Source organism: Latilactobacillus sakei subsp. sakei DSM 20017 = JCM 1157 (genome assembly GCF_002370355.1).
GTDB classification, from domain to species: domain Bacteria; phylum Bacillota; class Bacilli; order Lactobacillales; family Lactobacillaceae; genus Latilactobacillus; species Latilactobacillus sakei.
Genome location: NZ_AP017929.1, coordinates 689748 through 712232 on the forward strand (window position 1 = coordinate 689748; position 22485 = coordinate 712232).

The following is a 22485-nucleotide window of genomic DNA, read 5'->3' on the forward strand; positions in this document are numbered from 1 at the left end:
AATTTTACGATTGAATGTTAAGTTTATTATTTAGCTTAACATTTTTGTCTATACCAATATAAAAAGACGGCTAATTTTAGCCGCCTTTGGAGAAGCATTATTTAACGTCTTGGATGCTGCCATCAGCATGCCGTTCCACTTTCATTTGGGTCATTGGGATGTAACCGAGTTTTGGAACAAGTGTTTTTTGAACGTCTTTAGATTGAAGGTAATTGATGAATTTAGCTGTTTGGTAGTTAGGTGCACCTTTAGTATAAGCATGTTCGTAAGACCAGATAGGCCATTGGTTGGTGAGGACGTTTTTAGTGGTTGGTTGAACGTTATCGAGTGCGACAGCTTTCAAACCATCCTTAATATAAGGAAAGGCGAGGTAACTGATCGCCCCAGGTGTTTGACGCACGATTTTTTGAACAGTACCAGATGAGTCTTGTTCTTGGCTCGTCATGACTTTATTAGTTTTAAGACCGAGATTTTCGAAAGTTTGGCGTGTGCCACTACCTTGTGCGCGGTTAACGACGGTAATTGATTGGTCAGGGCCGCCAACTGCGTGCCAGTTCTTAATTTTACCAGTGAAGATGTCTTTTAATTGTGCCTGTGTTAATGATTTGATCCCGAGTTTTTCGTTCACGACGGGGGCAATTGCGACGACCGCGACCTTGTGATCAACAAGCTTCTTAGCGTTGATGCCAGCTTTTTCTTCTGCGAAGATGTCAGAGTTACCGATTGTGACACTACCATCGCTGACTTGTGCGAGGCCGGTCCCGGAACCACCGCCTTGAACGGTGATGTCGATGCCAGCGTGTTTTGTTTGATAAGTTGCACCAGCTTGTTCAACAAGGGGTTGCAGTGCTGTTGATCCAACCGCTGTGATTTTAGCCGACTGCGCTTTAGAATCACCTTGACTTGCTTGTTTGCCTTGACAACCCGCTAATAAGAGGGCGATAGTGCCGATTGATAGTAATACTGTGCTCATTCTCTTCATAATTAAGCCTCCCAGCCTGAATTAAGGTACAAACAAAAGTATAGCGAGCCAGTGTAAAGATTGACCCGTAATTACTGTAAAGATGGTAAAAGTAATGTGATGAAATTGTAAAAATGCATATCAGACTGCTAAAAACGGTTTCTTTGTTATAGTAGAGTTATTAAAACAAGGAGGTATTCAGATGACTTATTCAGAACAGGCACAAACCGGTAAGAAGGAATACGCGGCACTCAAAGAAGCATCGCCCGAAGTGATGGGGGCGTTTGGTGACTTGCACAAGGCTAACGTCAAAGATGGTGCCTTAACGGTGAAGGAAAAAGAATTGATTGCATTGGGGATTGCGATTGTGACTCGGTGTGAAGGCTGCATCCTCAGTCACATGAATCGCCTCATTAAAGAAGGCGTTAATCGGGATGAAGTGATCGAAACAATCAACACAGCCGTCATGATGTCGGGTGGTCCTGGTACGGTTTATGGGGGCAAAGCATTGGCCTATTTCGACGAGCGTCAGTGATTGACTTTTTATAGGAAATAAGGTATATTATCAAGTAACTGCGAAAATCCGTAGAAAAATTTATTGTGCTGATCTATTGTCCAGCACGGTATTCATGGAAAACAAAAATAGTGAGGCTGATTTTAATCAAGCAAATCAACTATTTTTGTTTTTTTCTGCTTAAAAAGTCGAAAATATGGCAATGTAATCTTTTCTTAATCTTTGTCACATTTTTGTAACATTAAGTACTGCGGAAAACTTATAGAGGGGTGAACAATTTGGCAGGACACTTAGTCAATTACGGTAAACATCGGACACGTAGAAGCTATGCACGGATTAAAGAAGTGTTGGAACTACCAAACTTGATCGAAATCCAATCTAATTCCTATCAATGGTTTTTAGACGAAGGGCTTCGTGAAATGTTTGATGACATCATGCCAATCGACGATTTTGCTGGTAACTTATCATTAGAATTCGTTGATTATCAACTTCTTGAACCTAAATATACGGTCGAAGAAGCAAGACAACATGATGCCAACTATTCAGCACCATTACACGTTACTTTGAAATTAACAAACCATGAAACTGGTGAAATTAAATCTCAAGACGTCTTCTTTGGGGACTTCCCATTGATGACAGACCAAGGGACTTTCATTATTAATGGTGCAGAACGTGTTATCGTTTCTCAATTAGTACGTTCACCTGGTGTTTATTTCAACAGTGCTATTGATAAAAATAGCCGGACAACTTACGGCACAACTGTCATCCCTAACCGGGGTGCTTGGTTAGAATTTGAAACAGATGCTAAGGATATTGCATACGTTCGTATTGATCGGACACGTAAGATTCCAATGTCTGTTTTAGTACGTGCTTTAGGTTACGGGTCTGATCAAGAAATTATCGATATCTTGGGCGACAACGATTCATTAATGTTGACGTTAGAAAAAGATATCCATAAGAATACTGACGACTCAAGAACGGAAGAAGCTTTGAAAGATGTCTATGAAAGACTTCGCCCAGGCGAACCTAAGACAGCTGATAGTTCACGTTCATTACTTTTTGCCCGTTTCTTCGATGCTAAACGTTACGATTTAGCTTCTGTTGGTCGTTACAAGATCAATAAGAAATTAAGCTTGAAGACACGTTTATTGGGTCAAACATTGGCTGAAACATTGGCTGATCCTGACACAGGCGAAGTAATTGCTGCTAAAGATACACTTGTTGATCGTCAAGTAATGGATGCCTTGGCACCTTATTTAGATCAAGAAGACTTCAAAGCTGTTACTTACCAACCTTCTGACGAAGGCGTCTTGCCTGAACCAATGACACTCCAAGTCATTAAAGTTTACTCACAAAAGACACCTGATAAAGAAATTAACTTAATTGGTAATGGTCATATCGATGCCAAAGTGAAACATGTGATTCCTGCTGATATCATCGCTTCAATGAACTACTTCTTTAACTTACAAGAAGGTTTAGGTTCAACGGATGATATTGATCATTTAGGTAACCGTCGTATCCGTTCAGTTGGTGAATTATTACAAAACCAATTCCGGATCGGTTTATCACGGATGGAACGTGTGGTTCGTGAACGGATGTCAATCCAAGACACAAGCACCGTAACACCACAACAATTGATTAATATCCGTCCAGTTGTTGCTTCAATCAAGGAATTCTTCGGTTCATCACAATTGTCACAATTCATGGATCAAACCAACCCACTTGGCGAATTGACGCATAAACGTCGTCTATCTGCCTTAGGACCTGGTGGTTTGACTCGTGACCGTGCCGGTTATGAAGTTCGAGATGTTCACTATACGCATTATGGTCGTATGTGCCCAATCGAAACACCTGAAGGCCCTAATATCGGTTTGATCAATAGTTTAGCTAGCTACGCTGTTGTTAACCGTTATGGCTTCATTGAAACACCATATCGTCGTGTTAGTTGGGATACACATGATGTTACTGATAAGATCGACTATTTAACAGCCGACGAAGAAGATAACTATGTCATTGCGCAAGCCAACTCACCATTAAACGATGATGGTTCATTCGTTGATAACACGGTCTTGGCCCGTTACAAGGATGACAATATCGAAACATCAATCGACAAGTTAGATTACATGGACGTTTCGCCTAAGCAAGTAGTTGCTGTCGCTACGGCCTGCATTCCTTTCTTGGAAAACGATGATTCAAACCGTGCCTTGATGGGTGCTAACATGCAACGTCAAGCTGTTCCTCTGGTTAACCCACATGCACCACTTGTTGGGACTGGGATGGAATACAAAGCAGCCCATGATTCAGGGATTGCTTTATTAGCACAACATGCCGGAACTGTTGAATATGTCGATGCGAAAGTTATTCGTGTTCGTCGTGAAGACAGCTCATTAGATACGTACGAATTAATGAAATTCCGTCGTTCAAATGCTGGTAAAAACTACAACCAACGCCCAATCGTTGCAAAAGGCGATCACGTTGATGTTGATGAAATTATCGCTGATGGACCAGCTATGGAAAAAGGCGAATTAGCCTTAGGTCAAAACCCATTGATCGCTTTCATGACTTGGAATATGTATAACTACGAAGATGCTATCGTTCTTTCAGAACGCTTAGTTAAAGAAGATTTGTATACATCAATTCATATTGAAGAATACGAATCAGAAGCACGTGATACAAAACTTGGACCTGAAGAAATCACACGTGAAATTCCTAATGTTGGTGAAGATTCATTGAAGGATCTTGACGAATTTGGGATTGTCCGTGTTGGTGCAGAAGTTAAAGACGGCGACATTTTAGTTGGTAAGGTAACGCCTAAGGGTGTGACAGAATTATCAGCTGAAGAACGTCTATTGCATGCTATCTTCGGTGAAAAAGCCCGCGAAGTTCGCGATACATCATTGAAAGTACCTCATGGTGGCGGCGGTATTATCCAAGACGTTAAGATCTTTACGCGTGAAGCTGGCGATGAATTATCACCAGGTGTTAACATGATGGTTCGTGTTTACATTACACAAAAACGTAAGATCCAAGTCGGCGATAAGATGGCTGGACGTCATGGTAACAAAGGGACTGTTTCAATCGTTGTTCCTGAAGAAGATATGCCATACATGCCAGATGGTACCCCAGTTGATATCTTATTGAGTCCCATGGGTGTGCCTTCTCGTATGAATATCGGACAAGTGCTTGAATTACATCTTGGGATGGCTGCTAGAAACTTAGGTATCCATGTTGCAACACCTGTCTTTGATGGTGCGCAAGATAAAGATTTATGGGATGCTGTTCGTGAAGCAAACATGCCTTCTGATGGTAAGAGCATTCTTTATGATGGTCGTACCGGTGAACCATTCGATACACGTGTGTCAGTTGGTGTCATGTACTACATGAAACTAGCCCACATGGTTGACGATAAACTTCATGCCCGTTCAATCGGACCATACTCACTTGTTACGCAACAACCATTGGGTGGTAAAGCACAATTTGGTGGCCAACGTTTCGGTGAAATGGAAGTTTGGGCCCTTGAAGCTTACGGTGCCGCTTATACCTTACAAGAAATCTTAACTTACAAGTCTGATGACGTTGTTGGTCGTGTGAAGACATACGAAGCAATCGTTAAGGGTGAACCAATTCCAAAACCTGGTGTACCGGAATCATTCCGAGTATTGGTTAAAGAATTACAATCACTTGGTTTAGACATGAAAGTCTTAGATATCGATAATCAAGAAATTGAATTGCGCGATATGGATGACGATGATGACGATGTTGTTAACGTTGATGCCTTATCTAAATACGCAAAAGAACAAGAAGAAAAGAAAGCGCAACAAGAAGCTGAAAAAGCACAAGCAGCAAGTGCAGAAGATCCATCAGCAGAATAAGCGTTTGATATCGGATTAGTAGAGTGCGTAAAACACTTGACTATCTTACAAATAATGAGGAGGTCGCCCTTTGATAGATGTCAATAAGTTTGAAAGCATGCAAATTGGTTTAGCATCTTCAGACAAAATCCGTAGTTGGTCATATGGTGAAGTTAAAAAGCCAGAAACAATCAATTACCGTACCTTAAAACCTGAACGCGATGGCCTTTTTGATGAAAGAATCTTTGGCCCTACAAAAGATTGGGAATGTGCTTGTGGTAAGTACAAACGGATTCGTTATAAAGGAATCGTCTGTGACCGTTGTGGCGTTGAAGTTACACGTTCAAAAGTTCGTCGCGAACGCATGGGTCACATTGAATTAGCAGCGCCCGTTACACATATCTGGTATTTCAAAGGTATTCCTAGTCGGATGGGTCTTGTCTTAGACATGAGCCCTCGTGCTTTGGAAGAAGTTATTTACTTCGCATCATACGTTGTTATCGACCCAGGTGATACAGCACTTGAAAAGAAACAATTGATGACAGAACGCGAATACCGTGAAAAATTAGATGAATATGGCAACAAATTCAACGCCAAAATGGGTGCTGAAGCCATTAAAGAATTGTTACAAGACGTTGATCTTGAAGGCGAAGTCGCTGAATTGAAGGAAAACTTGAAGTCAGCTCAAGGCCAAAAGAGAACACGTGCTATCCGTCGTTTAGACATCTTAGATGCCTTCCGTAAGTCAGGTAACCGTCCTGACTGGATGGTAATGGATGCTATTCCAGTTATTCCACCGGATTTACGTCCGATGGTTCAACTTGAAGGTGGCCGTTTTGCAACTTCTGATTTGAATGATTTGTATCGTCGGGTTATTAACCGTAACAACCGTTTGAAACGCTTGTTAGACTTAATGGCACCAAACATCATCGTTCAAAATGAAAAACGGATGCTTCAAGAAGCCGTTGATGCTTTGATTGATAATGGTCGTCGTGGCCGTCCAGTTACTGGACCTGGTAACCGTCCATTGAAGTCACTTTCACACATGTTGAAAGGGAAACAAGGTCGTTTCCGTCAAAACTTACTTGGTAAACGTGTCGATTATTCTGGTCGTTCAGTTATCGATGTTGGCCCTACATTGAAGTTCTATCAATGTGGGTTACCACGTGAAATGGCACTTGAATTGTTCAAACCATTTGTGATGCACGAATTGGTTAAACGCGATATGGCTTCAAATATCAAGAACGCTAAACGTAAAATTGATCGTCAAGACGACGATGTTTGGGACGTTTTAGAAGATGTTATCAAGGAACGCCCAGTTCTATTGAACCGAGCACCTACATTGCATAGACTTGGTATTCAAGCCTTTGAACCAATCTTGGTTGACGGTAAATCAATCCGTCTTCACCCATTAGCTTGTGAAGCTTACAATGCCGATTTTGATGGGGACCAAATGGCTATCCACGTACCTTTATCTGACGAAGCACAAGCAGAAGCAAGAATGTTAATGCTTGCCGCTCATCATATCTTGGCACCTAAAGATGGTAAGCCAATCGTTACACCATCTCAAGATGTTGTTTTAGGGAACTACTACTTAACCCTTGAACAAAAAAATCGTCTCGGCGAAGGCATGATCTTCAAAGATACAAACGAAGTCTTGATGGCTTATCAAACTGGCCACGTTCATTTGCACAGTCGGATTGGTTTATCAGTTGCTGATATGGCTAACCGTCCATTTACAGATGATCAACGTCACAAGATTATGGTAACGAGTGTTGGTAAAGTGATGTTCAACGAAATCATGCCAGCTGACTTCCCATATTTAAATGAACCAACAACAGATAACTTAATGAATGGTGTTCCTGACAAGTATTTCATCGACAACGGTGAAGATATCCATGATTACTTGGCTGGTGCACCCGTAATCTTACCATTTAAGAAAGGTTTCTTAAGTGATATCATTGCGCAAGTCTTCAAGGTATATAAGGTTCAACGGACATCTGATTTATTGGATGACATGAAGACCTTAGGTTACGTTCAAGCGACTCATGCTGGTTTAACAGTTGGGGTTGCCGATGTTCCTCAATTACCTGAAAAACAAGAAATTGTTGATGACGCTCATAAGAAAGTTACAACGATTTCTAAACAATTCCGTCGCGGTTTGATCACAGATGAAGAACGCCATGCGCGTGTTATTGAAATTTGGAACGATGCTAAAGATGATATCCAACAACGTTTAACGGATTCATTTGATCCAACGAACCCAATCTCAATGATGTCTGATTCTGGTGCCCGTGGTAATATCTCTAACTTTACGCAACTTGCTGGTATGCGTGGCTTGATGGCCGCTCCTAATGGTGGGATGATGGAAGTTCCTGTTACATCAAACTTCCGTGAAGGTCTCTCTGTCATGGAAATGTTTATGTCTACCCATGGTGCCCGTAAAGGTATGACTGATACGGCTCTTAAGACTGCCGATTCTGGTTACTTAACACGTCGTTTAGTTGATGTTGCACAAGATGTTATCATTCGTGAAGAAGATTGTGGTACTGATCGTGGTCTTCTTATTCACTCACTCCGTGAAGGTAATGAAATGATCGAACCATTGTATGACCGTCTTGTTGGGCGTTGTCCAATGAAGACGATTATTAACCCAACAACGGGTGAAGTAATGGTTGCTAAGAACCAATTGATGGATGAACAACTTGCTCAAGCTGTTGTTGATGCTGGTGTTGAAGAAGTGACAATTCGTTCCGTCTTCACATGTAATACAAAACATGGTGTCTGCAAGAAATGTTACGGTCGTAACATGGCTAATGGCGAAGAAGTTGAAGTTGGTGAAGCAGTTGGTACTGTTGCTGCTCAATCAATCGGTGAACCTGGTACGCAATTAACAATGCGTAACTTCCATACTGGTGGGGTTGCTGGTGGTGAAGATATCACTCAAGGGTTGCCTCGGATCCAAGAAATTTTTGAAGCACGTAATCCTAAAGCTATCGCTACTATCACTGAAGTAACGGGTGAAGTGATTGCTGTTGAAGAAAACCCAGCAGAACACACACGTGAAATTACGGTTCAAGGCGAAACTGATACACGTTCATACAGTGTGCCTTATACGTCAAACATCATTGTTAGTGAAGGCGACATGATTCATCGTGGTGAAAAAATTACTGGTGGGTCTGTCGATCCTAAGCAATTAATTAAAGTCCGTGATGTATTATCAACTGAAAACTACCTCTTGCATGAAGTACAAAAGGTTTATCGTATGCAAGGTATTGAAATCGGCGATAAACACGTTGAAGTTATGGTCCGTCAAATGTTACGTAAAGTCCGTGTCATGGACCCAGGTGATACAGAAATCTTACCTGGTACATTAATGGATATTAGTGAATTTACAGACCGTAACCACGATACCTTAATTAGCGGTGGCGTACCTGCTACTTGTCGTCCTGTCTTGCTTGGTATTACTAAAGCATCATTGGAAACAAATAGTTTCTTATCAGCCGCATCATTCCAAGAAACAACTCGTGTCTTAACGGATGCTTCTATCCGCGGTAAGAGCGATCCATTACTTGGTTTGAAAGAAAATGTTATCATTGGTAAGATTGTCCCAGCTGGTACTGGTATGGCGAAGTATCGTCATATGGAACCTAAGACAGTCGGTGCTGTATCAGAAAATGTTTACTCAATCAGTGACATTGAAGCGCAAATGAAACAAGAAGAAACAAAAGAATAAAGAAGTGCAATTAAAGGCGATTATATTCCGAGCACTAGCATAGTCTGGTGAATAAGCGACACAGTCGCTTATTCGACGGACAGCGCTAGGCACAGGAATATGCCTTTAAATGCACGTTAAAAAGAGGTCCCTCGGGGCCTCTTTTTGTCTACCAAATTAAAAGGAGCTTTCAGATGACAACCATTGATTATGCCAAAACAGCCCTAGTGGTGATTGATTTACAGCCGGGCATTGCGGATCGCCCAACACTCGCACCTCATGCGGGTGAAACGGTCGTTCAAAACGCCCAACAACTAATCGAAGACTTTGAAGCGCACCAAGGTTTTGTTGTCCTCGTAAATGTTGGCGTCACAGACGGCCAAGATCAACTAACGCCTAATTTAGGTGAACGGACACCTGACTATCGCCAACCATCACCGCTACTGAACACACGTTTATTAGCAGAAATTGCGAACTACAAAAATGCGCATCAAATTACAAAACGCCAATGGGGAGCCTTCTATGGCACCGACTTAGACCTTCAATTACGCAGAAGAGGGATTGAAACCATCGTCTTATGTGGGATTTCCACCAATATTGGCGTGGAATCAACGGCGCGTGATGCGTTTGAACATAACTATCACCAAATCTTCATTGAAGATGCAATGACCGCCAGCACGGCGATTGAACACCAACACAGCTTGCAATATATTTTCCCGAGAATGGGGCAAGTGATGTCTACGGCATCGTTTTTGAAAAAGAAATAATCATTATTGTGGTGTTTGTAGGAGTAGTATCACCACACCCATCGATATATAGGGGATAAACGGAATCTGGCGCGTCGCTTGTTTAGGCGATGGCCAGATTTTTTTGATGCCTTGAAATAGAATACAGATTAGACAGGCCGCCAAGAGAATTCGTAAAACGGATTCAAGACCCACCCAGAGCGTCAGGATAGTGAGTAACTCGACATCACCAAAGCCAAAACCAGACGCCCAGTAAGTGGTGAGCAACAGCCCGCAGCAAAAGACGATGGCTCCTAGCCAATGATTCTGTGGCCAATACAAATAAAAGAGGGGCACCAGTGATGCGAATAAGGGGATTGGATAGAGAATATAGTAGAAGAGGTCAACGAGACTGATATAAAAGAGAATCACGAGTAAATAAGCGAGGTCCCAAGAAAGGGATTCGCTAAAAATGAAGCAGGCCAATAGACCACCAATTAGTTCGCTGAATAAAAAAGTGGGCTTAATCTGAGCATGACAAGTGCGGCAGTGGCCATGTAAGTATAGGTAGCTGAATAGTGGTAATAAATCATGCCAAGCCAGTGGTTGCTGACAGCAATCGCAGTGCGAACGTGGTGTGATAATGGACTTTTCGATGGGTAAGCGCCAGGCGCAAACGGTTAGAAATGAGGCGCAACAAGCACCGCTATAAAAGATGATTAAATAAAGTAACATAAGTGAATCCTCCTTACTCTTAAACTACGGTAAAAGGACGTTGCTTTTTTCAGAAAAGTAGCCGAAATCGAGTTGACTTTCGATTTTTTGCATGCTATTCTTATAGATGTGCTTTTTACGGAGGTTTTCTGGATAACAGACATGCTGACTGACGTCTAAAAATGCATCACAATTCGCGCAATCTAGGTTGCCATTTTTTTATCACAAAAAAAGAACCACCTGGATGTGTGGACTTAAAACTTAAAAATAACTTTCAGATCAAGGAAGGAGGAACCTTCAAATGCCAACAATTAACCAATTGGTACGTAAGGGTCGTAAATCAAGAACTTCAAAGTCTGATGCACCTGCATTAAACTTTGGCTACAATAGTATGAAGAAAAAAGCTACAGATAATCCAGCACCACAAAAACGTGGGGTCGCTACTCGTGTCGGTACTATGACACCTAAAAAGCCTAACTCTGCTTTACGTAAGTATGCTCGTGTGCGCTTATCTAACTTAATCGAAGTCACAGCTTATATTCCTGGTATTGGTCATAACCTACAAGAACATAGTGTTGTTCTTATCCGTGGGGGCCGTGTTAAGGATTTACCTGGGGTTCGTTATCACGTTATTCGTGGTGCTTTAGATACAGCCGGCGTTGACGGTCGTATGCAAAGCCGTTCTAAATATGGTACTAAGAGACCTAAAAAATAACACACAAAAAAATTTGAAAAAGTCGATTGAAGTTTAAATGACACTGTGTGTTACTTCAAGGACTTAAATATCTTGAGGAGGTTATCAGGATGCCAAGAAAAGGCTATGTTGCAAAACGTGACGTTTTACCTGATCCAATGTACAATTCTAAATTGGTTTCACGCTTAATCAACCGCTTAATGATTGATGGTAAACGTGGTACAGCGTCAACAATCTTATATGACGCATTTGATATTATTAAAGAAGAAACTGGTAATGAACCATTAGAAGTGTTCGAAGAAGCTATGAACAACATCATGCCAGTACTTGAAGTTAAAGCTCGCCGTATCGGTGGTTCTAACTACCAAGTGCCAATTGAAGTTCGTCCAGAACGTCGTACAACTTTAGGTTTACGCTGGTTAGTAAGCTACGCTCGCCTACGTGGGGAACATACTATGGATCAACGTCTTGCACGTGAAATCATGGATGCTGCCAACAACACTGGTGCTGCTGTTAAGAAACGTGAAGATACACATAAAATGGCTGATGCCAACCGCGCATTTGCACATTATCGCTGGTAAGATTATCAAGGTTGGCTATTGTATGTTTTTTAAAAAATCATATAATGGCCTCTTGTTGTCTTTAGGTTAATATTCGAGAGGAGTAACATTCACTTATGGCAAACAAACGTGAATTTCCGTTAGACAAAACGCGTAATATTGGTATCATGGCACATATTGATGCTGGTAAAACAACTACTACAGAACGTATCTTGTACTATACTGGTAAAATCCATAAGATTGGTGAAACACATGAAGGTGCTTCACAAATGGATTGGATGGAACAAGAACAAGAACGTGGGATTACAATCACATCAGCTGCTACAACTGCTGAATGGAAAGGTAATCGAGTAAATATCATTGATACACCAGGTCACGTTGATTTCACAATCGAAGTTGAACGTTCATTGCGTGTTTTAGATGGTGCTATCACTGTCTTAGATGCTCAATCAGGGGTTGAACCTCAAACTGAAAATGTTTGGCGTCAAGCTACTACTTATGGTGTACCTCGTATTGTTTTCGTTAATAAGATGGACAAACTTGGCGCTAACTTTGATTATTCAATGACAACATTGGAAGATCGCCTACAAGCTAACGCACATGCCGTTCAAATGCCAATTGGCGCTGAAGATGAATTCCAAGGCGTTATTGATTTGATCGAAATGCAAGCTGATATCTATGACGAAGATGAATTAGGCGCTAAGTGGGATACAGTTGACGTACCTGCTGACTACCTAGAACAAGCTACAAAACGTCGTGCCGAATTAGTTGAAGCTGTTGCTGATGTTAATGACGACATTATGGACAAATACTTAGAAGGCGAAGAAATTTCTAAAGAAGAATTGAAAGCTGCTATCCGTCAAGCAACTATCGATTTGAAATTCTTCCCAGTTTTCGCTGGTTCAGCTTTCAAAAACAAGGGTGTTCAAATGTTAATGGATGGTGTTGTAGATTACCTACCATCACCATTAGACGTACGTCCTTACAACGCTAAAAACCCAGAAGACGATTCAGAAGTTGAATTGATGGCTGGCGATGACAAACCATTTGCTGGTTTAGCATTTAAGATTGCTACTGACCCATTCGTTGGTCGTTTAACATTCTTCCGTGTTTATACTGGTACATTACAATCTGGTTCATACATCTTGAATGCAACTAAAGACAAACGTGAACGTGTTGGTCGTTTATTACAAATGCATTCAAATCACCGTAACGAAATTCCTGAAGTATTCTCTGGGGATATCGCTGCTGCAATCGGTTTGAAGAATACAACAACTGGTGATTCATTGACTGACGTTGATCATCCATTAATCTTGGAATCAATGGAATTCCCTGACCCAGTTATCCAAGTTTCTGTTGAACCTGAATCAAAAGAAGATCGTGATAAGTTAGATCTTGCTTTACAAAAACTTGCTGAAGAAGATCCTACATTCAAGGCTGAAACCAACAATGAAACAGGCGAAACGCTTATTTCTGGTATGGGTGAATTGCATTTGGATATCATGGTTGATCGTATGAGACGTGAATTTAAAGTGGTTGCCAAAATTGGTGAACCTCAAGTTGCTTACCGTGAAACATTCACAAAACAAGCATCTGCACAAGGTAAATTCGTTCGTCAATCCGGTGGTAAAGGTCAATATGGTGACGTTTGGGTTGAATTTACACCTAATGAAGAAGGTAAAGGCTTCGAATTCGAAGACGCTATCGTCGGTGGTGTTGTTCCTCGTGAATACATCCCATCAGTTGAACAAGGCTTGAAAGAATCAATGGCAAACGGTGTCTTAGCTGGTTACCCATTGATTGACGTTAAAGCTAAGTTATATGATGGTAGTTATCATGATGTCGATTCTAATGAATCAGCATTTAAGATCGCTGCATCAATGGCATTGAAGAACGCTGCTAAACAAGCTGGCGCTGAAATCCTTGAACCTATCATGAAGGTTGAAGTTATTGCTCCTGAAGAATATCTTGGCGATATCATGGGACAAGTAACTGCTCGTCGTGGTGCTGTTGAAGGTATGGAAGCACGTGGTAATGCCCAAATCGTTAATGCAATGGTTCCATTGTCAGAAATGTTTGGTTATGCTACAACATTACGTTCAGCTACACAAGGTCGTGGGACATTTACAATGGTATTTGACCACTACTCAGCTGTTCCTAAGAGCATCCAAGAAGAAATCATTAAGAAGAACGGTGGCCAATAAGCGAATCGTTCGTCAGAACGGTCGTTTGACCGCATTAATTGCTTAATATCGTTTTTTGTGACCGGGTTGCTGTCAAAGGCAACTCGGTTTTTTAGTTGTGAGCGATGTCATTCTTTTACAGTTTCATAATTGAATGTTCACATTTTGTTCACAACTAATTGTTATTCTTTATATATCAGATAAATTCCTCCCAAGAATCATCTGATTTTGTTAATTTTGTGTGGTAGCTCTCCCTAGAAAGAATTAGCTATCGCAAGCAACACCAATGAGTTATAGTTCAATCGGTAGAACAAGCCATCATTTGAAATTCCTCCCAAGAAAATCGAATCGGCTCACTTAGTATTAAGTTGGAGACCTGTGTTTAATTGCTTTCGAAGGCACGATTAAAACGGCACAACGATATTAAGGTGATCCGAATAAGATGGTTGATGTAGGTTCAACTCCTACTAACTCGATTGCCACCGCCCTGGCATAACATTTTTTAGCGTTTTTTTCGAAACATAACAAATAAAGAAAGCCACTGCCAATTTTGAATTGGCGGTGGCTTTTATATTTATAGAAGAAAAGTATTAAATAATCGTTGCGCCCAAACTGTTTTTGAAGTGTGCCAGTGCCCATTCCTGACCGTTTGGCGTGAAGGTGGCGACGGCCTTTTGGTGGATAGTCAGTGGATAATTCAAGTTATAAGCTGAAACGGCTGTGTGCAGCACACAAATATCGGTGCAGACGCCGGTTAAATGCAGATTGGTAATCTGCCGTTCGCGTAAGAAGTTATCAAGATTAGTGTTCGCAAACGCAGAGTAGCGATTCTTGGCGAATGCGTAGACGTAGGGACTGTCTTGGTGTTCGGCATACCAATTAGCTAGTGGACCGTAAAAAGCGCGTCCGCGGCTATCAGCGAGGTTATGAGGTGGGAAGAGTTTAGACTCTGGATGGAAAGGGTCGTTTGCAACATGTAAGTCAGTTGGTAAAATAATAAACTGTTTTTTGGCCAAGAATTGGTCCGCAAGTGTTACAATGGTAGATGCGATGTCTTGAGCCGGCTTACCAGCCGTTAAGGCACCGTCTGGGGCGACGAAGTCATTCGTGTAGTCGATGATCAATAACGCAGCTTTATCCATTGGAAGAGGCCTCCTGAGGTTTGAAATTAACTTTAGTTTAACGAAAACCGATGGAAAAGGCTACTAACATGCTGTTGACGTTTTTGTAATGAAAATGTCATGAAAAACTTTGATAAATCAGCAAAAAAGGGGTTGCGTTATCTCGCTCTATCTTGTAAGATATATAAGGTGCTATTTCTATAGCAGAGATTTGCACACATGGGGGTCGCAAGATACCCCGAGTAGCTAAGATGTGAGAGGTTGCGACACACCCGGCCGCTTTGCCATGGGCGGGCGTGCCGGAAAAATTTTCACGGAGCTAGTCTACTTTTAAAATAGACGAAGGAGGGAAAAACATGGCAAAACAAAAAATTCGTATTCGTTTGAAGGCATTCGAACACCGTATTTTAGATCAATCAGCTGATAAGATTGTGGAAACAGCAAAGAGAACAGGAGCTTCAATCTCTGGTCCAATCCCATTACCAACTGAAAGAACTTTATACACAGTTCTACGTTCACCACATAAGCACAAGGATTCACGTGAACAATTTGAAATGCGTACTCACAAACGTTTAATCGATATTGTTAACCCAACACCTAAGACAGTTGATTCATTGATGAAACTTGACTTACCTAGTGGCGTTGACATTGAAATCAAGCTTTAATTAGCATTATCCAAATAAAAAATAATTGAAAAGAGGTGTTACCATGACCACAAAAGGAATCTTAGGTAGAAAAGTAGGTATGACACAAGTCTTTACTGAAAACGGTGAATTAATTCCCGTAACAGTTATCGCAGCAACTCCAAACGTTGTTTTACAAGTTAAAACAAACGAAACAGACGGCTATGAAGCCATCCAAGTCGGTTTTGAAGATAAACGCGAAGTCTTGTCAAACAAACCTGCTAAAGGTCATGTAGCAAAAGCAAACACTACTCCTAAGCGCTTCATTAGAGAATTCAGAGATGTCGCATTAGGAGATTACGAAGTAGGAACAGAAATCAAAGTTGATACTTTCGCAGCCGGCGACGTCGTTGACGTTACTGGTGTAACGAAAGGTCATGGTTTCCAAGGTAACATTAAAAAAGACGGACAATCACGTGGGCCTATGGGTCACGGTTCTCGTTACCACCGTCGTCCTGGTTCAATGGGTGCTGTTATCAACCGTGTCTTCAAGGGTAAATTATTACCTGGACGCATGGGTAACAACCAACGTACTGTTCAAAACCTTGTGGTTGTAAGTACAGACGTTGAAAAGAACGTTATTCTTGTTAAAGGTAACGTACCAGGCGCTAAAAACTCAATGGTTACAATTAAAACAGCCGTTAAAGCTCATAAATAATCTGAGAAGGGAGGATTTTACCAATGGCAAACGTAACATTATTTAAACAAGATGGTAGCCAAAATGGGAACGTTGAATTAAACGACTCAATCTGGGCTATCGAACCTAATGAAAATGTTGTATTTGATGCTATCATCATGCAACGTGCATCATTAAGACAAGGAACACACGCTGTTAAGAACAGATCAGCTGTTCGTGGTGGTGGTCGTAAACCTTGGCGTCAAAAAGGTACTGGTCGTGCTCGTCAAGGCTCAATCCGTTCACCTCAATGGCGTGGCGGTGGTGTTGTCTTCGGACCTACACCTCGTTCATACAGCTATAAATTACCTCGTAAGGTACGTCGTCTTGCAATCAAGTCAGTACTTTCACAAAAGGTTATCGATAATGATTTAATCGTTGTTGATTCATTTAGCTTTGATGCACCTAAGACTAAGGAATTCGCTGAAGTACTTAACAAGTTAGATGTTAATACTAAAGTATTAGTAGTTCTTGAAGACGGAAATGATTTTACTGCTTTATCAGCTCGCAACTTACCTAACGTAACTGTTGTTCCTGCTGATGGTATCAACGTATTAGACGTTGTAGGCAACCAAAAATTAATCCTTACTCAAGCTGCTCTTTCTAAAATTGAGGAGGTGCTTGCATAATGGAAGCACGCGATGTTATTTTACGCCCAGTAGTTACTGAAAGCTCAATGGCTGCAATGGACGACAAGAAATACACATTTGATGTTGATGTTCGTGCCAACAAAACACAAGTGCGTTACGCAATCGAAGAAATCTTTGGTGTCAACGTTAAAAACGTTAATATCATGAACGTTCGTGGCAAGTTAAAACGCCAAGGTCGCTATGCGGGTTACACTAAGAAACGCCGTAAAGCAATCGTGACATTAACAGCTGACTCAAAAGAAATCAAGATTTTTGAAGATTAATTAACATTAAATAGAATAAATTATAGGAGGGCATACACGTGGGAATTATTAAGTACAAACCAACCACAAATGGTCGTCGTAACATGACCAGCTCAGATTTTGCTGAGATCACAAAGACAACCCCTGAAAAGACGTTGTTGGAATCCCAAAGCCATACTGCTGGTCGTAATGCACATGGTCATATCACTGTTCGTCATCGTGGCGGCGGTCATAAACAATATTACCGTGTCATTGACTTCAAGCGTATTAAGGATGATATCAAAGCGACTGTTAAGTCAATCGAATATGATCCAAATAGAACATCAAATATCGCATTAATCCAATATCCAGATGGTATCAAAGCATACATCATCGCCCCTAAAGGCCTTGAAGTAGGTATGATCGTTGAATCTGGTGTTAATGCTGATATTAAAGTAGGTAACGCATTACCATTAGCTAATATTCCTGATGGTACTCTTATCCACAATATCGAATTAAAACCTGGTAAAGGCGGCCAATTGGTTCGTTCAGCTGGTACATCAGCTCAATTATTAGGTAAAGAAGGCAAATACGCTATCGTTCGTTTAACTTCAGGCGAAACACGTATGATCCTACTTACATGTCGTGCAACGGTCGGTACAGTTGGTAACGGTCAACACGAATTAATCAAGATTGGTAAAGCTGGCCGTAAACGTTGGATGGGTATTCGTCCTACAGTTCGTGGATCAGTAATGAACCCTAACGATCATCCTCATGGTGGTGGTGAAGGTAAAGCACCAATCGGTCGTCCTTCTCCTATGTCTCCATGGGGTAAGAAGACACTTGGTAAGAAAACTCGTAGTAGTAAGGCTCGTTCAGAGAAACTTATTATTCGTCATCGTAAATCAAGATAATCAATTTAAATTGAACTTATCCAAAGCCAACGCGGCCTAAGCAATTAGGGCACGTTGCACTTTTCATTCGAAGGAGGTTTCATAATGAGTCGTAGTTTGAAAAAAGGACCATTCGCAGACGCTCACTTGCTCAACAAGATTGAAGCACAAGCCGACAGCGAAAAGAAACAAGTCATCAAGACTTGGTCCCGTCGCTCGACAATTTTCCCTAGCTTTATTGGTTACACAATCGCTGTTTATGATGGACGGAAACACGTTCCCGTTTTCATCTCAGATGATATGGTAGGCCATAAATTAGGCGAATTTGTACCAACAAGAACTTTCCATGGTCATGGAAATGACGATAAGAAAACAAAAGCACGCTAGAAAGGAGGATGAATCTCAATGGCAGATCAAATTACTAGTGCAACAGCTAGTGCTATGTCAGTTCGCATGCCTGCACGTAAAGTGCGTATGGTAATCGACTTGATTAGAGGCAAGAGTGTTGCAGAAGCAATTGCAATCTTAGAATTTACACCAAGAGCTGCTTCACCAGTTGTTATCAAAGTTTTGAAGTCAGCTATCGCTAACGCAGAACACAATTATGACTTAGACGCAGAAAACTTGGTTGTTACGAAAGCTTACGCTAACGAAGGACCAACATTGAAACGTTTTCGTCCTCGCGCTAAAGGCTCAGCATCACCAATCAACAAACGTACAAGTCATATCACTGTAGTTGTATCAGAAAAAGAAGCATAAGGAGGGATATCGCGTGGGTCAAAAGATTAATCCAACCGGTTTTCGTGTTGGCGTCATCCGTGATTGGGACGCTAAATGGTATGCAGAAAAAGATTTCGCAACATTCTTACACGAAGATCTTAAGATTCGTAAATATATCAACACAAAATTAGCTGACGCATCTGTCTCTACTATTGAAATCGAACGTGCTGCAAATCGCGTGAACGTTTCAATCCATACTGCTAAACCTGGTATGGTCATTGGTAAAGGCGGCTCAGAAGTAGAAAATCTACGTAAAGCTTTAAATAACTTAACAGGCAAGAAAGTACACATCAACATTGTGGAAATCAAGAAACCTGATTTAGACGCTCATTTAGTAGGCGAAGGTATTGCTCGTCAATTGGAAGCACGTGTTGCTTTCCGTCGCGCTCAACGCCAAGCTATGCAACGTACAATGCGCGCTGGTGCTAAGGGTATCAAAACTCAAGTTGCCGGCCGTTTGAACGGTGCTGACATGTCTCGTATCGAAACACATGCTCAAGGAACTGTTCCTTTGCATACGTTACGTGCAGACATCGATTATTCATGGGACGAAGCCATGACTACTTACGGTAAATTAGGAGTTAAGACTTGGATTTATCGGGGCGAAGTATTACCTGCTAAAGCCAACAACAATACGAAAGGAGGGAAATAAACATGTTAGTACCTAAACGTGTAAAACATCGTCGTGAATTCCGTGGGAAGATGCGCGGTGCTGCAAAAGGTGGCAAAGAAGTCACTTTTGGTGAATTCGGGTTACAAGCATTAGAATCAAGTTGGATTACCAACCGTCAAATCGAAGCTGCCCGTGTTGCCATGACTCGTTACATGAAACGTGGTGGGAAAGTGTGGATTAAAATTTTCCCTCATAAATCATACACTGCAAAAGGTGTCGGCGTTCGAATGGGTTCAGGTAAGGGTGCTCCTGCTGGATGGGTTGCTGTAGTAAAACGTGAAAAGATCATGTTTGAAATCGGCGGCGTTTCTGAAGAAGTTGCTCGTGAAGCATTACGCTTGGCATCACATAAATTGCCAGTTAAAACTAAGATCGTAAAACGCGAGGAAGTAGGTGGCGAGTCAAATGAAGGCTAAAGATATTATTGAATTAACCACTGCTGAAATGCTTGAAAAAGAACACCAATACAAAGAAGAATTATTCAATCTTCGTTTCCAACAAGCTACCGGTCAATTAGAAAATACCGCCCGCTTAAAGCAAGTTCGTCAGAACATTGCACGGATTAAAACTGTATTACGTCAACAAGAACTTAACAAATAATAAATGGAAAGGAGCTATTTACTTTGAGCGAAGAAAGTCGTAACCATCGTAAAGTGTACCAAGGCCGTGTTGTTTCAGACAAAATGGATAAAACAATCACTGTCATGGTTGAAACTTATAAAACACATCCTGAATACGGTAAACGTGTTAAATATTCAAAGAAATATTATGCACAAGATGACAACAACGAAGCAAAAGTTGGCGACGTTGTACGTGTTATGGAAACTCGTCCTTTGTCACGTACAAAACGGTTCCGTTTATTAGATGTCGTTGAAAAAGCAGTTATTATCTAAATCGTTACTCATATAATTAAGTGACGGAAGGAGGACCTATAAGTGATTCAATCAGAAAGTCGTCTTAAAGTTGCTGATAACTCAGGTGCCCGTGAAATTTTAACTATTAAAGTTTTAGGTGGCTCAGGTCGCAAGACTGCCAATATTGGTGATGTTATCGTTGCAACAATTAAACAGGCAACACCAGGTGGCGTTGTCAAAAAAGGTGAAGTTGTCAAAGCTGTTATCGTTCGTACTAAGTCAGGTGCTCGTCGTGTAGACGGTTCTTACATCAAGTTCGACGAAAACGCTGCTGTTATCATCAATGATGACAAGACTCCAAAAGGAACACGTATCTTCGGACCAGTTGCACGTGAATTACGTGACAGTGATTTCATGAAGATCGTTTCCTTAGCGCCTGAAGTTCTATAATTACAGACTACCAAGGAGGTGCGTATATCAATGTTTGTTAAAACTGGTGATAAAGTAAAAGTAATCAGCGGTAAAGATAAAGGTAAAGAAGGTACAATCATCAAAGCTATGCCTAAAGAAGGTCGAGTTGTTGTTGAAGGTATCAATACCATTAAAAAGCACGTTAAGCCAAATGCTCAAAATCCTAATGGTGGGATTGTTGATACAGAGGCAAGTATCGATGCTTCAAACGTCATGCTAATCGACCCATCAAACAACGAAGCTACTCGTGTAGGCTACAAAGTTGTCGATGGCAAGAAAGTACGCGTGTCAAAGAAAACTGGAGAATCAATCGATAAATAATCTTTTGGGGAAAGGAGGCACTTTTTACATGACTAACCGTTTAAAAGAAAAATATGTTAAAGAAATGACACCAGCGTTGATCGAAAAATTCAACTACACATCAAGCATGCAAGTACCTAAGATCGAAAAGATCGTACTTAACATGGGTGTTGGTGATGCTGTTTCTAACGCTAAGAACTTGGACAAAGCTGTTGAAGAATTAGGTTTGATTGCTGGTCAAAAACCATTAATCACAAAAGCTAAAAAATCAATCGCTGGCTTCCGTTTACGTGAAGGTATGCCAATCGGCGCTAAAGTAACTTTACGTGGCGAAAGAATGTACGATTTCTTAGATAAATTAGTTAACGTATCTTTACCTCGTGTTCGTGATTTTCACGGTGTTAGTGCAAAATCATTCGATGGTCGCGGTAATTATACATTAGGTGTACGCGAACAATTGATCTTCCCTGAAATCGATTATGATAAGGTAGATCGCGTTCGTGGTTTAGATGTTGTTATTGTAACAACTTCAAACACTGACGAAGAAGCACGCGAATTGTTAACACAATTTGGCATGCCATTCGCTAAATAAAAAGGGAGGTCAATTTCTTGGCTAAAAAATCTTTAGTTGTAAAGAATCATCGTCCTGCAAAATTCTCAACACAAGAATACACACGTTGCGAACGTTGTGGACGTCCACATTCTGTATATCGTAAGTTTAAGCTTTGCCGGGTTTGCCTCCGTGAATTAGCTCATAAGGGCCAAATTCCAGGCATGAAAAAAGCCAGCTGGTAATCAAAAGATTCAATAAAGGAGGTTAATCCACATGGTCATGACAGATCCTATCGCAGACTATCTAACACGTATTCGTAACGCCAACATGGTACGTCACGAATCTTTAGAAGTTCCTGCTTCACGTATTAAAAAAGATATTTCTGAAATCTTGAAACGCGAAGGCTTTATCCGCGATTACGAAGTGATTGAAGACGACAAACAAGGTATCATCCGTGTATTCTTGAAGTATGGTAAGAATAACGAACGTGTTATCTCTGGTTTGAAACGTATTTCAAAACCTGGTTTACGTAATTACGTAAAAGCTAACGAAGTTCCTAAGGTATTAAATGGTTTAGGAATTGCTATTATCTCAACAAGTAACGGCGTCGTAACAGACAAAGAAGCTCGTGAAAAGGCTGCCGGCGGCGAAGTTCTCGCATACGTTTGGTAATCTAAACTCAAATTAAGGAGG

Annotated in this window: 26 protein-coding genes; 23 read left to right on the forward strand and 3 right to left on the reverse strand. The window is 41.1% G+C overall.

Going from position 1 to position 22485, the window contains the following annotated elements; all coding sequences use genetic code 11:
• Positions 1 to 97: 97 nt before the first annotated feature.
• Positions 98 to 982 carry a phosphate ABC transporter substrate-binding protein PstS family protein gene (locus LEUCM_RS03425; RefSeq protein ID WP_035147339.1) on the reverse strand — a complete coding sequence of 295 codons (885 nt, stop codon included), beginning with the start codon at positions 980 to 982 and terminating at the stop codon, positions 98 to 100.
• A 181-nt stretch (positions 983 to 1163) separates the two neighbouring features.
• Here LEUCM_RS03425 and LEUCM_RS03430 point away from each other — a divergent pair, with 181 nt between their 5' ends.
• From LEUCM_RS03430 to LEUCM_RS03445, 4 genes are all read left to right on the forward strand, one after another.
• Complete coding sequence (locus LEUCM_RS03430) at positions 1164 to 1496, forward strand: carboxymuconolactone decarboxylase family protein (RefSeq protein WP_025016000.1); 333 nt, start codon at positions 1164 to 1166, stop codon at positions 1494 to 1496.
• 257 nt (positions 1497 to 1753) lie between these two features.
• Complete coding sequence (gene rpoB, locus LEUCM_RS03435; protein ID WP_025015999.1) at positions 1754 to 5347, forward strand: DNA-directed RNA polymerase subunit beta; 3594 nt, start codon at positions 1754 to 1756, stop codon at positions 5345 to 5347.
• A 70-nt stretch (positions 5348 to 5417) separates the two neighbouring features.
• Positions 5418 to 9062, forward strand: a complete 3645-nt coding sequence (rpoC, locus tag LEUCM_RS03440) for a DNA-directed RNA polymerase subunit beta' (RefSeq protein WP_035147345.1) — start codon at positions 5418 to 5420, stop codon at positions 9060 to 9062.
• A gap of 173 nt (positions 9063 to 9235) precedes the next feature.
• Positions 9236 to 9808 carry an isochorismatase family protein gene (locus tag LEUCM_RS03445; RefSeq protein ID WP_025015998.1) on the forward strand — a complete coding sequence of 191 codons (573 nt, stop codon included), beginning with the start codon at positions 9236 to 9238 and terminating at the stop codon, positions 9806 to 9808.
• Positions 9809 to 9811: 3 nt separating this feature from the next.
• Here the strand turns inward: LEUCM_RS03445 and LEUCM_RS03450 are convergent, their stop codons facing one another.
• Positions 9812 to 10501: a prepilin peptidase gene (locus LEUCM_RS03450; RefSeq protein ID WP_025015997.1), complete on the reverse strand. Its 690-nt coding sequence runs from the start codon at positions 10499 to 10501 to the stop codon at positions 9812 to 9814.
• Positions 10502 to 10781: 280 nt separating this feature from the next.
• On the opposite strand from LEUCM_RS03450, the gene rpsL reads away from it, so the two are divergent.
• From rpsL to fusA, 3 genes are all read left to right on the forward strand, one after another.
• Entirely contained in the window at positions 10782 to 11195 is a 414-nt protein-coding gene (gene rpsL / locus LEUCM_RS03455) for a 30S ribosomal protein S12 (protein WP_004270179.1), read from the forward strand.
• An 89-nt stretch (positions 11196 to 11284) separates the two neighbouring features.
• On the forward strand, positions 11285 to 11755 hold the full coding sequence (gene rpsG, locus LEUCM_RS03460) for a 30S ribosomal protein S7 (RefSeq protein WP_004270185.1): 471 nt from the start codon (positions 11285 to 11287) through the stop codon (positions 11753 to 11755).
• 95 nt (positions 11756 to 11850) lie between these two features.
• Positions 11851 to 13938 (forward strand): elongation factor G, encoded by a 2088-nt coding sequence (fusA, locus tag LEUCM_RS03465; protein WP_016265721.1) that lies wholly within the window; start codon positions 11851 to 11853, stop codon positions 13936 to 13938.
• A gap of 569 nt (positions 13939 to 14507) precedes the next feature.
• Here fusA and LEUCM_RS03470 read toward each other — a convergent pair.
• Positions 14508 to 15059, reverse strand: coding sequence for a cysteine hydrolase family protein (locus LEUCM_RS03470; protein WP_025015996.1), 552 nt, complete (start codon positions 15057 to 15059; stop codon positions 14508 to 14510).
• 335 nt (positions 15060 to 15394) lie between these two features.
• On the opposite strand from LEUCM_RS03470, the gene rpsJ reads away from it, so the two are divergent.
• The 16 genes from rpsJ (at position 15395) to rpsH (ending at position 22464) form a co-directional block, all read left to right on the forward strand.
• On the forward strand, positions 15395 to 15703 hold the full coding sequence (rpsJ, locus tag LEUCM_RS03475) for a 30S ribosomal protein S10 (RefSeq protein ID WP_011375450.1): 309 nt from the start codon (positions 15395 to 15397) through the stop codon (positions 15701 to 15703).
• Between the two features lie 43 nt (positions 15704 to 15746).
• Positions 15747 to 16379: a 50S ribosomal protein L3 gene (gene rplC / locus LEUCM_RS03480; protein WP_011375449.1), complete on the forward strand. Its 633-nt coding sequence runs from the start codon at positions 15747 to 15749 to the stop codon at positions 16377 to 16379.
• A gap of 23 nt (positions 16380 to 16402) precedes the next feature.
• Positions 16403 to 17026, forward strand: coding sequence for a 50S ribosomal protein L4 (rplD, locus tag LEUCM_RS03485; RefSeq protein WP_011375448.1), 624 nt, complete (start codon positions 16403 to 16405; stop codon positions 17024 to 17026).
• Positions 17026 to 17310, forward strand: a complete 285-nt coding sequence (gene rplW / locus LEUCM_RS03490) for a 50S ribosomal protein L23 (RefSeq protein ID WP_011375447.1) — start codon at positions 17026 to 17028, stop codon at positions 17308 to 17310. Before rplD ends, rplW begins: the two co-directional genes overlap by 1 nt.
• Before the next feature lie 38 nt (positions 17311 to 17348).
• Complete coding sequence (gene rplB / locus LEUCM_RS03495) at positions 17349 to 18182, forward strand: 50S ribosomal protein L2 (RefSeq protein WP_011375446.1); 834 nt, start codon at positions 17349 to 17351, stop codon at positions 18180 to 18182.
• An 84-nt stretch (positions 18183 to 18266) separates the two neighbouring features.
• Complete coding sequence (rpsS, locus tag LEUCM_RS03500) at positions 18267 to 18548, forward strand: 30S ribosomal protein S19 (protein WP_004270198.1); 282 nt, start codon at positions 18267 to 18269, stop codon at positions 18546 to 18548.
• 18 nt (positions 18549 to 18566) lie between these two features.
• Positions 18567 to 18920: a 50S ribosomal protein L22 gene (rplV, locus tag LEUCM_RS03505; protein ID WP_011375445.1), complete on the forward strand. Its 354-nt coding sequence runs from the start codon at positions 18567 to 18569 to the stop codon at positions 18918 to 18920.
• A 13-nt stretch (positions 18921 to 18933) separates the two neighbouring features.
• Positions 18934 to 19593 carry a 30S ribosomal protein S3 gene (gene rpsC, locus LEUCM_RS03510; RefSeq protein ID WP_011375444.1) on the forward strand — a complete coding sequence of 220 codons (660 nt, stop codon included), beginning with the start codon at positions 18934 to 18936 and terminating at the stop codon, positions 19591 to 19593.
• Between the two features lie 2 nt (positions 19594 to 19595).
• Positions 19596 to 20030 (forward strand): 50S ribosomal protein L16, encoded by a 435-nt coding sequence (gene rplP / locus LEUCM_RS03515; RefSeq protein WP_011375443.1) that lies wholly within the window; start codon positions 19596 to 19598, stop codon positions 20028 to 20030.
• Positions 20020 to 20214, forward strand: coding sequence for a 50S ribosomal protein L29 (gene rpmC / locus LEUCM_RS03520; RefSeq protein ID WP_004270191.1), 195 nt, complete (start codon positions 20020 to 20022; stop codon positions 20212 to 20214). The genes rplP and rpmC overlap by 11 nt, the downstream gene beginning before the upstream one ends.
• Before the next feature lie 23 nt (positions 20215 to 20237).
• Positions 20238 to 20507, forward strand: coding sequence for a 30S ribosomal protein S17 (gene rpsQ, locus LEUCM_RS03525; protein ID WP_011375442.1), 270 nt, complete (start codon positions 20238 to 20240; stop codon positions 20505 to 20507).
• 42 nt (positions 20508 to 20549) lie between these two features.
• Positions 20550 to 20918 carry a 50S ribosomal protein L14 gene (gene rplN, locus LEUCM_RS03530; RefSeq protein WP_004270201.1) on the forward strand — a complete coding sequence of 123 codons (369 nt, stop codon included), beginning with the start codon at positions 20550 to 20552 and terminating at the stop codon, positions 20916 to 20918.
• A gap of 30 nt (positions 20919 to 20948) precedes the next feature.
• Positions 20949 to 21260 carry a 50S ribosomal protein L24 gene (rplX, locus tag LEUCM_RS03535; RefSeq protein ID WP_011375441.1) on the forward strand — a complete coding sequence of 104 codons (312 nt, stop codon included), beginning with the start codon at positions 20949 to 20951 and terminating at the stop codon, positions 21258 to 21260.
• Positions 21261 to 21288: 28 nt separating this feature from the next.
• Positions 21289 to 21831 (forward strand): 50S ribosomal protein L5, encoded by a 543-nt coding sequence (gene rplE, locus LEUCM_RS03540; RefSeq protein ID WP_004270214.1) that lies wholly within the window; start codon positions 21289 to 21291, stop codon positions 21829 to 21831.
• Positions 21832 to 21848: 17 nt separating this feature from the next.
• Positions 21849 to 22034 (forward strand): type Z 30S ribosomal protein S14, encoded by a 186-nt coding sequence (locus tag LEUCM_RS03545; RefSeq protein WP_076632258.1) that lies wholly within the window; start codon positions 21849 to 21851, stop codon positions 22032 to 22034.
• Positions 22035 to 22065: 31 nt separating this feature from the next.
• On the forward strand, positions 22066 to 22464 hold the full coding sequence (gene rpsH, locus LEUCM_RS03550; protein ID WP_011375440.1) for a 30S ribosomal protein S8: 399 nt from the start codon (positions 22066 to 22068) through the stop codon (positions 22462 to 22464).
• The last annotated feature ends 21 nt before the right edge of the window (positions 22465 to 22485 follow it).